The 9,832-nt window shown below is 45.1% G+C and carries 10 protein-coding genes; 6 read left to right on the forward strand and 4 right to left on the reverse strand.

The features are described 5' to 3' along the window. Positions 1-87 precede the first annotated feature (87 nt). The gene (gene dtd, locus QUB11_RS30205; protein ID WP_333207311.1) at positions 88-519 is read left to right on the forward strand and encodes a D-aminoacyl-tRNA deacylase; all 432 of its coding nucleotides are present in this window, start codon (positions 88-90) and stop codon (positions 517-519) included. A 205-nt stretch (positions 520-724) separates the two neighbouring features. On the opposite strand, the gene QUB11_RS30210 is transcribed toward dtd, so the two are convergent. After that, complete coding sequence (locus QUB11_RS30210; RefSeq protein WP_333392484.1) at positions 725-985, reverse strand: hypothetical protein; 261 nt, start codon at positions 983-985, stop codon at positions 725-727. A gap of 43 nt (positions 986-1,028) precedes the next feature. On the opposite strand from QUB11_RS30210, the gene QUB11_RS30215 reads away from it, so the two are divergent. From QUB11_RS30215 to QUB11_RS30225, 3 genes are all read left to right on the forward strand, one after another. Continuing rightward, on the forward strand, positions 1,029-2,264 hold the full coding sequence (locus tag QUB11_RS30215) for a HetZ-related protein (protein WP_333207309.1): 1,236 nt from the start codon (positions 1,029-1,031) through the stop codon (positions 2,262-2,264). Positions 2,265-2,942: 678 nt separating this feature from the next. After that, entirely contained in the window at positions 2,943-3,836 is an 894-nt protein-coding gene (locus tag QUB11_RS30220; protein ID WP_333207307.1) for a DUF2382 domain-containing protein, read from the forward strand. Between the two features lie 165 nt (positions 3,837-4,001). Continuing rightward, complete coding sequence (locus tag QUB11_RS30225) at positions 4,002-4,229, forward strand: hypothetical protein (protein WP_333207306.1); 228 nt, start codon at positions 4,002-4,004, stop codon at positions 4,227-4,229. 175 nt (positions 4,230-4,404) lie between these two features. Here QUB11_RS30225 and QUB11_RS30230 read toward each other — a convergent pair whose 3' ends face one another. Further along, complete coding sequence (locus QUB11_RS30230; RefSeq protein WP_333207305.1) at positions 4,405-5,373, reverse strand: TIGR03885 family FMN-dependent LLM class oxidoreductase; 969 nt, start codon at positions 5,371-5,373, stop codon at positions 4,405-4,407. 193 nt (positions 5,374-5,566) lie between these two features. Beyond that, positions 5,567-6,418, reverse strand: coding sequence for a DUF1206 domain-containing protein (locus QUB11_RS30235; RefSeq protein WP_333207304.1), 852 nt, complete (start codon positions 6,416-6,418; stop codon positions 5,567-5,569). A gap of 988 nt (positions 6,419-7,406) precedes the next feature. Between QUB11_RS30235 and QUB11_RS30240 the strand changes: the two genes are divergently transcribed. Then, the gene (locus tag QUB11_RS30240) at positions 7,407-7,982 is read left to right on the forward strand and encodes a DUF3611 family protein (RefSeq protein ID WP_333207303.1); all 576 of its coding nucleotides are present in this window, start codon (positions 7,407-7,409) and stop codon (positions 7,980-7,982) included. Here the strand turns inward: QUB11_RS30240 and QUB11_RS30245 are convergent. Then, entirely contained in the window at positions 7,979-8,146 is a 168-nt protein-coding gene (locus QUB11_RS30245; RefSeq protein ID WP_333207302.1) for a hypothetical protein, read from the reverse strand. The genes QUB11_RS30240 and QUB11_RS30245 overlap by 4 nt on opposite strands. 277 nt (positions 8,147-8,423) lie before the next feature. On the opposite strand from QUB11_RS30245, the gene QUB11_RS30250 reads away from it, so the two are divergent. Next, on the forward strand, positions 8,424-9,832 hold a 1,409-nt coding region (locus QUB11_RS30250), incomplete at its 3' end, for an alpha-amylase family protein (RefSeq protein ID WP_333392485.1).

Here is a 9,832-nt window from a genome sequence, read left to right on the forward strand (position 1 = left end):
AAACTCCTTGTGGGTGGAGGCAGTTGCGATGAAGCAGAAACTCAAATCGTGAGGTTTGGGAATCACCGTGGCTTTAGCCCGGTGAGAATGTCAACTCAAGTCGAGATTGACGATCGAATTATTGGCAAAATTGGCCGCGGACTTAACTTGCTTGTAGGTATTGCAGACACCGACACCGAAGCAGAACTCGATTGGATGGCTCGCAAATGCCTAGAATTGCGTTTGTTTCCCGACACGGCCGGGGATACCGGGCGCTGGGACAAGTCCGTACAGGACATCGGCGGCGAGTTGCTGGTTGTGAGCCAGTTTACGCTCTACGGCGACTGTCGCAAAGGTCGGCGGCCTTCCTTTGACAGAGCAGCGGCTCCTGAACGAGCGGAATTTTTTTATGATAAATTTGTCGAAAAGTTGCGCCAGAGCGGCTTAAAAGTTGAAACAGGCTTGTTTGGAGCGAGGATGCAAGTCTCGATCGACAATGACGGGCCAGTGACTTTGGTATTAGAGAGAGAATCGGGGTGAATTGTTGGCAAACCAAGCTCTCTGTGCTTTTTTCTTATTCCTTCTTCCTTCTTGAATAAGATCAAATTTCCAGATTAACCGGGTTTCCTAACTGCTGTTGCGTAGGTTCTGAAGACATTGCAGATAGCTACACTCTGCCAAGTCTCGATTCCACAATCTCTAACGGCCAAAACCCCCTCAAATAGCCAGTTATTAGATTGTCCACTCACCGGTCTGGCAGCACCCTCCATTTTCCTCCCCCAAATAACAGCTCAGAGTGCTTGTACAGTAAGGCTTTAACGGCAATAAAATCAATCTTCCACAGCCAGCGCTTAGAATCAGATTCAGCAGCCAAAAACTGTTGCATGAGAGAGTGGAACACTGGCATCACTGCGATGATGTTTATTTCCATAACATTCAATGTATAGAGAGTTGAATCAGCACAGCAAGCGAAACCGCCAGCAACTGCCGCCTCACTCTCTGACAAATGTCCTCGCACACCCGCTGTGCCCTACCACCCGATAAATGCCATGACTGTCAAAACTGCCACCACCGTCAACTGCAACACCGCTCCTGGCTTCAACTGCATTCCGGCTACCTCCAGCGAACCAAACCCCGAAATCAATACTGTTCCCAGCATCGATATCCTCGCTTTGGCTGACTTCGCCCTCAAAGAATTGCAAGCCGAAATGAAAACTGCCAGCCGCAGCGCTCAAGCAGTGGCGATGCGGATTGCTAAGGAAGTTGAACGGATTTGCCAAAAAAGCGATCGCATCCAAATTTCCGGCGAAGTTGAAGCTTGGCAAATCACTTTGGCCGAGCACCGGTTGCAAAAAACCCTGCAATACTACCGCCTCGGTTCCAAACAAGGCCGCGTCGAACTGCATTCTCACCTCGCGGCGATGATTTACCGCCATGTTGCTTCTTTCCGATCGAACTTGAACTTCCAAGCTCGCTACAACATGATTGAAGACTTTTTGCAAGGCTTTTACATCGAATCTCTGCGAGCTTTCCGCCGCGAACACCAACTCGATGTCACCTACCAGCCCCGCACGCAGCTCGAATTGGCTGAGTACATGGCTTTCACCGAACACTACGCCAAGCGCCAAATTGGCTTACCGGGCCGCAACCGCCAACGCCTGATCGTGTTGCGCGCTCAAGGATTTGCCAAGGGTCAGCCTCCCGAAACTGCGATCGACATTGAAATGGCTGTAGAATCGGGCAAGGGAGAAGATGCGGAAATTTACAGCCGCTCTCCGGCGCTGCAACAAGTGCGCGAGCAAATGGTATCGGAAACTGTCGATCCGGCTGATGCTGTGCTGCGCGATCGAGTAGTCTCGGAATTGATCGCCTATCTGGAATCGCAAAATCAGCCAGAATGCGTGAATTACTTAACTTTAAAATTGCAAGACCTTTCGGCTTCGGAAATTGACCGCGCGCTCGGTTTGTCTTCCCGCCAGCGCGACTACTTGCAACAACGTTTCAAGTACCACGTCGAAAAATTTGCCCGCACTCAAAATTGGAAACTTGTCCACGAATGGCTGGGTGCTGATGTCGATCAAAAGCTGGGAATGACTTCGGACAAATGGGAAGCATTTCGCGCTCAACTGTCGCCGGAAATGCAGCAACTGTTAGAAATGAAGCGGAATCAAGAAAGCGACAAGGCGATCGCCACCGCGCTCAAATGCACTCCCAAACAAGTCCAAAAACGCTGGGCGCAAGTGTTGGAGCTGGCTAGCCAGACTCGCAACAGCAGCCAAGCTTAACTGGTACTCAAATATGAATGCAACTGTTTTCTTGAGACTGGAAAATGCGATCGGGTGCGGCACCTGCACAGGAATGCCCGCCCCGGCGTCCCCCTCTCAAATCAACCAGGGCTGCTACTAATTTATCGCCGCTTTTTGGCAAATTCAATTTATTAAAACAACATTAATTTTTTTAATATTTTTCGTTCCCTGGTTAGACCGGGGAATTTGTTTTTATTAGTCCTTAGTTATTAGTCATTAGTCATCAGTTATGGGAAATTGCGTGCTGAATAGGCGGTGTTGCATCATATATTTATAATGATATTTAAACATAGGGAGTAGCATAATCAAGGCAAAGTTTTTCAAATGTGTTGCCCCAAAATATTTCACATAAAAGTCTACTTTTAAAGTAATAAATTATGTGTATAAGTTTTTTTATTCATTAATATAAAGTATCAAAGTCTAATTTATAAGTGTATTTTTTTATAAAAATAGTTAGAAACCTATTGTGAAACTTGAGGGTGCGGAAGGGGGATAAAAAATGAAAAAGTCATCTATCCAAAGACAGAAAAACTTAAAATAAATATACTCATCCTACTATTCTGTTTCACTTAATCCTTCATAAGAAGGAAGCATCAATTTGGAGATATATCTAAAATGGGGTCATAAGTTGATATAGATAGAAAGGGAAGGACTCGTATGTTACTTTACAAAATTGAAGATTTTAATCCCAACTACCGCGAAGCTGCTTTTAATGGCGAAGATATCAAAGGTCTGGATATCTATGCTGGAAATAAAGATGAGAAGATTGGCTCCATCGATACCGCGCTAGTTGATGAGACAGGGCGTTTCCGATATTTTGTTGTTGACACGGGTTTCTGGATATTTGGCAAGAAGGTATTAGTTCCAGTTGCTCTTTGTCGAGTTGACGTTGATGCAGAACGCATCTACGCGACGGGTTTGAGGAGTAAAGACCAAGCAGAAAGACTACCCAGGTATGAGGATGGGATGGTAGTAGATTACGATTATGAAGAACAAGTGCGGGGTGTTTATCGTACTCTAACTGTAGAAGGGTCTGCACCTGTAGAAGCATCATTACCTTTAGAAGCATCTGCACCAGTTTCTATGCCGCGTTCTGTCTCTAACCAAGCTAAGGCGGCTGGTTATGACCGCAACACCTACACTTACGAACAAGAGCCTCAATTGTATCAGATGAACGAGCGCGAGCATCACAAATTCCGCCTCTACGAAGAACGACTGGTTGCAGAGAAAAGCCGTCACAAAACTGGCGAGGTAGCAATTGGCAAGCGAGTAGAAACCGACACGGCACGAGTTTCAATTCCCACAGAAAAAGAGCGAGTTGTAATTGAGAGTGTAACTCCAGGAAAGGCAGGTGCGCCAGTAAATAGGGATACTCCCTTCCAGCAGGAAAAGGTGATGCGAATGGAAGTTTACGAAGAAACGGCTGATCTCAAAAAAGAAGCTTTCGTGCGCGAAGAAGTTAACATCAGGAAAGAAGTTGAAACGGAGATTGTTGAGGCAACGGAAACACTGCGTCGTGAAGAGTTGGACGTGAAGAGGGAAGGGCGTTAGAGTGCGAATCAATTGAACAAGGGTTTGTAGTGGCGCTGTCTTCGACCACATGAGCGTTGAAGCGCAAATACGAACCTAAAAAATTACTACCACTACTAAAACAGAGGAGATTTATAATCTCTAATTGCTGGCGTTTGCCGTTAATTAAGTACAGCATTTTTAGCTTTGTCGTTTAACATCTATGCGACCAGTTTTTTAGAAAAGTCTGAGCCAGTTGCAGCTCAGCAAGCTCAGCAGACATTTCATATCGTTCTTGCCTTCAAAGATGCTGGCATCGCCTTGCCCGATCGTGATGTGCGAATGCTGATGCCGCGCCATCCCGATAAGTGGCGAACCGCATTGGGTTTGGGAGATAGCGATCGCACTCAGGATTCTGACAATGTTAGTCGGTAAGTCATATCGATTCCGGTTGCACTGTCGGTGATTGTTGACTATGAGTCAAAAAACTGAAAAATAGCGCGAATTATTTATTGGCAACTTGATTCGACTTTACGCCCGACAATGAAGCGCGGACTTGATATCATTCCGGCGCCGCCGGAAGTGATATCAGTAGCATCATAATTACCAATCAACTTTTTGTCAGCGCTGGCACTACTTTTTCGCCAAACGCCTCAATAAACTGCTCTTGTTCTCGGTTAACGTTGTGCAAAATTAGTTGATCGAACCCCAATTCAATATCTTTTTGCAACCACTCAATATGCTGGTCTTGGTCTGCCGAAATGCGGACGTGTTGATATAACTCCTCTGGTTGCACAAACTCCCCGGCGGCATCAAATTGATCGGGTGTTATCAGTTCTGTCAGCATTTTGCTTTTGAAGATATTACTACGCCATTGATCATGAGCGCCTTGTAGTGCTTTCTCTGCATTACTGTTATAGGAAAGCTGCACTTTCAAAATCATTGGTTTCCCTTCTCCGCCACCGCGACGAAACGCATCGACGACTTTTTTTAACTTTTCAGGTGGGCGAGAAGTAGTAATTAATCCATCTGCCCAACTGCCCACCCATTCTGCGGTTTCTGGCGTAACTGCGGCGCCGATAATTAATGGGAGAATTTCCGGGCGGGTATAGAGTTTTGCATCTTCTACGCACACTAAACCGCGATGGGTGACGGTTTCTCCTGTCCAAAGGGCGCGGATAATATCGACACATTCTTTGAGGCGCGCGTTGCGATCGCTCGAAGTCGGCCACTTATCCCCAGTAATATGTTCGTTCAACGCTTGACCGCTGCCAACCGTTAGCCAAAAACGATTGGGAAACATTTCTGCCAGCGTTGCCGCAGCTTGGGCAATAATAGCCGGATGATACCGCTGTCCGGGAGCGCAAACAACCCGATAGGAAAGCCTCGGCGTTGCTTGCATTGCTGCACCCAACCAAGACCAAGCAAAACCACTTTGTCCTTGCGCTTCACTCCAAGGATGAAAGTGATCGGAAGAAAGGGCATGGGTAAAGCCAGCTTGCTCTGCCATTTGGACATATTTCAGCAGTTCACTGGGCTTAAACTGTTCATGAGAAGCATGATAACCAATTTGTGCCATAAGTTTTTAGGAGTTTTGACTTGAGTAGGGGCGGTGCCCCCGTGCCCGCCCTGAGTTGTGAGTTAAAATATCCAGACTTAAAAGCAGGTGATTTAATCAAAACGCCTAGTAAAAGTTTTGAGTTTTGAGTTAGATAAGTAAAACAAAAAAATCTTGTACTCAAAATTCATAACTTTCCGTATAACCGGCAAGCTTATGAGCGGAAAATTCGCCGATAGCGAGCTTCAATTACCGAGTAGATGCCATAGGCAATTAAACCCAAAGGTACTAGAGCCAAAATCACTGGACTAAAAGGCTGTTGTGCCAGAATTGCCAACACCTCGCCCAATCCCTTGGTTTGACTGGCATCCGATAGCCTTGCTGCTTGAATTAAGAAAAAACCGATTATAACGAAAACAATCCCACGGGCAGCAATTCCAAATCGACCCAACCGTGTCGCCCACTTTTGCTCGGTTGGGTTCATTTCATCTAGCTTGAAATGGCGGCGAAATTTGGCTTTATATGCTTCGTAAAAATAAGAAAATCCTACACCAATAACAATTGAGCCTGCCAATCCTACCAGCCATTGTCCAAACGGTTGCGCTAAAATTTGGGCTGTCAAATCTTCGGTTGTATCGCTCTTACCACCGCCCGAACCCATTATCAGTTTTACAGCCGTTAAAGCCAAACCTGCATAACCTAAAGCACTTAAGGCGTAGCCAATGCGTTGGGCAATTCGCTTGGCATCCATTTTCTGTCCTTGGTGTTCTGGGTCGAGAATTGTCTGAACGATACGCCAAAGGGCATAACCAATAATGCCAATCGTTACAAGAAATAGCAGAAATTTACCGAAGGGTTGGTTAACAATTTCTGATAATGCACCGCTAGTATCTGTTGTCCTGCCGCCCATACTAAAGGCTGCTTGTGCTGCTAGAAAACCGACAATAAAGTAAACTAAGCCTTTGGAAGCATATCCCAATCTTGCCAGTCGCTCAAACCAGGGATGAGAAGCTGCCTGTCCAATTGAGTCTTTAATGCTGTCGGTGGGTGAGTTGTCCCGTTTCATATTTTTTGACAATTTAGTTGTTCACGACTGCTGCCATAGCCAATAGTGCATTCCTGTCCAGCTAACTGAGTTCTTAAACAGATAATTTATGTTATTATTTATTAACTTAAAGATTAGCTTGTTTAGATTTTTTTTAAATCTGTCTTGAGCGGGAGTGTCATCGGTTGATTGAGTAAGAAATTTCACATTTATTGGGCTTGACAAATATAGCTTTAGGGGCTATAAGATGGCTTCCATGATGGAGGAGTCTGCCAGCGGTATAGTAGATTTTTGATAAAAATTTCTTTAACCCAAGTTTGAATAACAATTAGAATTGGCGACCCTAAAAATAATGTCAAAAAAAAATCCGAATGCTATCAAGAGCTAAGGTGTAAACGGAAAGCAAAAATACCTGCTTTTCCATAATGATATATCTGACAAATCTGCAATAACTGCCCTAACTAGCTTATGGACGTTCCAAGAATGGATGCGCCCCAGTGCGGGTGTTGTGAATCAAGCATCGATCGCCAATAGTGCGATCGATCGCACTTAACTCAAAGCTGTATCATAAATTTTCGCTCAATCATCTTCCATCAGGAGGATATTTTCTTATGGCATCAGACAGATGGCAAGGTTGGGCTAGTTAGATTAAATAGAGATAGAAGCAAGATTTTGAGATGGTGAACAAAGACAAGAGACGTTTTGCCTAAGTCGATTTTTAAGACTCTAAATTCCCATAGTCGCAAGAAGTTGATTGTTCCGAACCGGGAGGATTTGAGGAAAATCAAATCAACCACAACGGCAGTGGCTGTGTTGAGTTCAACCTTTTATTTACCGAAAATTGCCCCAGTCGGTTCCCAAATATCCGGCATCCTGCTTGCCCTTAACTGACTTTTCAGGAAAACTCTAATAGCTAACCACAAGGCGATCGCTGGCGACAGGAAGACAAGCAGAACCTATTTCTTACGTCGTTTGCTTTGATGATCAATTCAGCAATAAGGTGTATATAATGAATCAACTGAATCAACCAGAATCCTTGTCGCAACCGCTGACACAAACTGAATTCGTCTCAACTTTTCGCTTGTTCAGTCGATTTAGCTTCTGGATACAGTTATTTTTGGGTGCTGTTTCCGGCATTGTTTTAGTATTTGCTATGTTGGGTCGCAACATGAGCGAGCAAACCAATAATGCAGGTATTGGGTTCGGCATATTTTTAGCGATAATTGGTCTGTTATTGCTGTGCTTTAGAATTTTTTGGGATTTTCGCTATCGGCTTTTAGGCCGACTTTTGCACGCCGAAAATTCCCAGGTATATCCCAGCAAAGAACATATTACTCACACCTTACGGATTGGATTAGTTTCTAGTTTGGTGGGGGTATTAATCGCGTTTGTCGCTTCTGAAGAAACAGTTGCTGTAGTGCTAGCGAAAACTCTTAGTCAGCCCCAAGCGATGGCAGCTTATGCCCCAGAAAATGTGATTCGTTCCTTAGATATTTTTGTGACGATGGCAAACGTCAATCTGATTGGCGCTCACTTTTTTGGAGCTGTTACTTCTCTTGGGTTACTCAATTGGGTAGAAGATTAGTTGGCAGCATGGGCGATCGCTAAAGGCAAAGACAACTCCTCTGCCGTCATGACTGACAAAGGCTGACCGCTGTAACTAATGTTTATGCTGGTGCACTGTCTTGGCGAAAGAGAGCGAAGGCAGTGCAGCGACAAGCTAAACAAGTTGGCTATTTGGATGAACATCTAATCGCAAATTGGTAGCGATCGCTCCTGCTAATGATAGTCAGCCGCATCGACCGTTTTTTAATTGAAAAAACGTAATTTATTTATTTATTATATTGATAGATATTTCATCTACCTTTATATTGAGAGATATATTTTTAATTGGGACAAACAGAACTTAGGCTCATATTCCGAAAGATGAGCTATACCCGTGGCATTCAGATTCCTAAATGATCCAGTGACCGGGTGTGTGAACAAAACCATGTTACACAGTTTCTCTATTAAGAAATTTACTGCTATGAAAGACCTCTGGTATAAAAACGCAATTGTTTACTCCCTCGATGTTGAAACCTTCATGGACTCCGACGGCGATGGTGTCGGCGACTTTCAGGGACTTATCAACCGCCTAGACTATTTATCGGCGCTAGGAATTACTTGTTTGTGGTTGCTGCCGTTTTATCCTTCCCCTAACCGCGACAATGGTTATGACGTGATGGATTACTACAACATTGATCCGCGACTGGGAACCCTGGGAGATTTTGTCGATTTCATGCACCAAGCAAGGGAACGAGGAATTCGCGTGCTGATCGATCTGGTAGTAAATCATACGTCCAATCAGCATCCTTGGTTTGTGGCATCCAAAAGCGATAAAAACTCCAAGTATCGCAATTACTACGTGTGGTCAGAAAATCCACCCAAAACTGATCCAGAATTGCTGGTGTTTCCCGATGCTGAGGACAGTATTTGGGAGTACGACGAACAAGCAAACGCTTACTATTTGCATCACTTCTATAAAGAACAGCCAGATTTGAATATTGGCAATCCGGCGGTACGAGAAGAAATCTGCAAAATTATGGGTTTTTGGCTAGAACTGGGCGTGTCTGGATTTCGCATTGATGCTGTTCCATTTTTAATTAAAGGAATTGGCATCGAAGGTGCAGACCCCGAAAACCTGCGAGGTTTCTTGGAAGAAATGAGAGAGTTTGTGTCATCGCGTCAGGGTGATGCTGTGTTGCTGGCAGAAGCAAATGTCGATCGCGATCAAATTTCTATCTACTTTGATAAGGGCGACAGAATGCACATCCTGTTCAACTTTTTGCTGAACCAGCATCTGTTTTTGGCACTGGCGCGTCAAGAATCCACAGCATTGCGCGATGGACTAAAAATCTTACCGGATATTCCTGATATTTGTCAGTGGCTTAATTTTGTGCGCCACCATGATGAACTGACGCTAGACCGCATTACCTCATCGGAACGAGAGGAAATTTTTGCAGCGTTTGCCCCTGAGAAAACTATGCAAATTTTCGGGCGCGGGATTCGTCGTCGCTTACCACCGATGATGGGAGGATCTCGTCGCCGGATTGAACTAATCTACAGCTTGCTGTTCACCCTGCCTGGTACACCCATGCTGCGCTATGGCGAAGAAATTGGCATGGGCGATGACCTTTCGCTGGAAGGTCGAGACAGCGTTCGCACGGTGATGCAATGGTCAGATGCACCGAATGGTGGCTTCTCGACGGCTGCAACTGATGCCCTTGCCAGACCTGCGATCGCGATCGGAGAATACGGTTACAAACAAGTCAATGTCGTCGCAGCGCAGCGCGATCCTGGCTCATTAATTAACTGGATGGAATCCCCAGAGATGATATTGTTTTATGGCTGGGGAAATGCGCTGTACACTGATGCGCGGGCCTTCAGCCGCCCCCA

Source organism: Microcoleus sp. B6-A1, assembly GCF_036705085.1.
In the GTDB taxonomy this organism is placed as follows: Bacteria; Cyanobacteriota; Cyanobacteriia; order Cyanobacteriales; family Microcoleaceae; genus Microcoleus.

Excerpts from the sequence above, each read along its gene's own strand:
- QUB11_RS30230 (WP_333207305.1), bottom strand. The coding sequence starts at position 5,373 with ATGGCACAAATTGGTTATCATGCTTCTCATGAACAGTTTAAGCCCAGT.
- QUB11_RS30240 (WP_333207303.1), top strand. The coding sequence starts at position 7,407 with ATGAATCAACTGAATCAACCAGAATCCTTGTCGCAACCGCTGACACAA.
- QUB11_RS30245 (WP_333207302.1), bottom strand. The coding sequence starts at position 8,146 with ATGTTCATCCAAATAGCCAACTTGTTTAGCTTGTCGCTGCACTGCCTT.
- QUB11_RS30215 (WP_333207309.1), top strand. The coding sequence starts at position 1,029 with ATGACTGTCAAAACTGCCACCACCGTCAACTGCAACACCGCTCCTGGC.
- dtd (WP_333207311.1), top strand. The coding sequence starts at position 88 with ATGTCAACTCAAGTCGAGATTGACGATCGAATTATTGGCAAAATTGGC.
- QUB11_RS30220 (WP_333207307.1), top strand. The coding sequence starts at position 2,943 with ATGTTACTTTACAAAATTGAAGATTTTAATCCCAACTACCGCGAAGCT.
- QUB11_RS30235 (WP_333207304.1), bottom strand. The coding sequence starts at position 6,418 with ATGAAACGGGACAACTCACCCACCGACAGCATTAAAGACTCAATTGGA.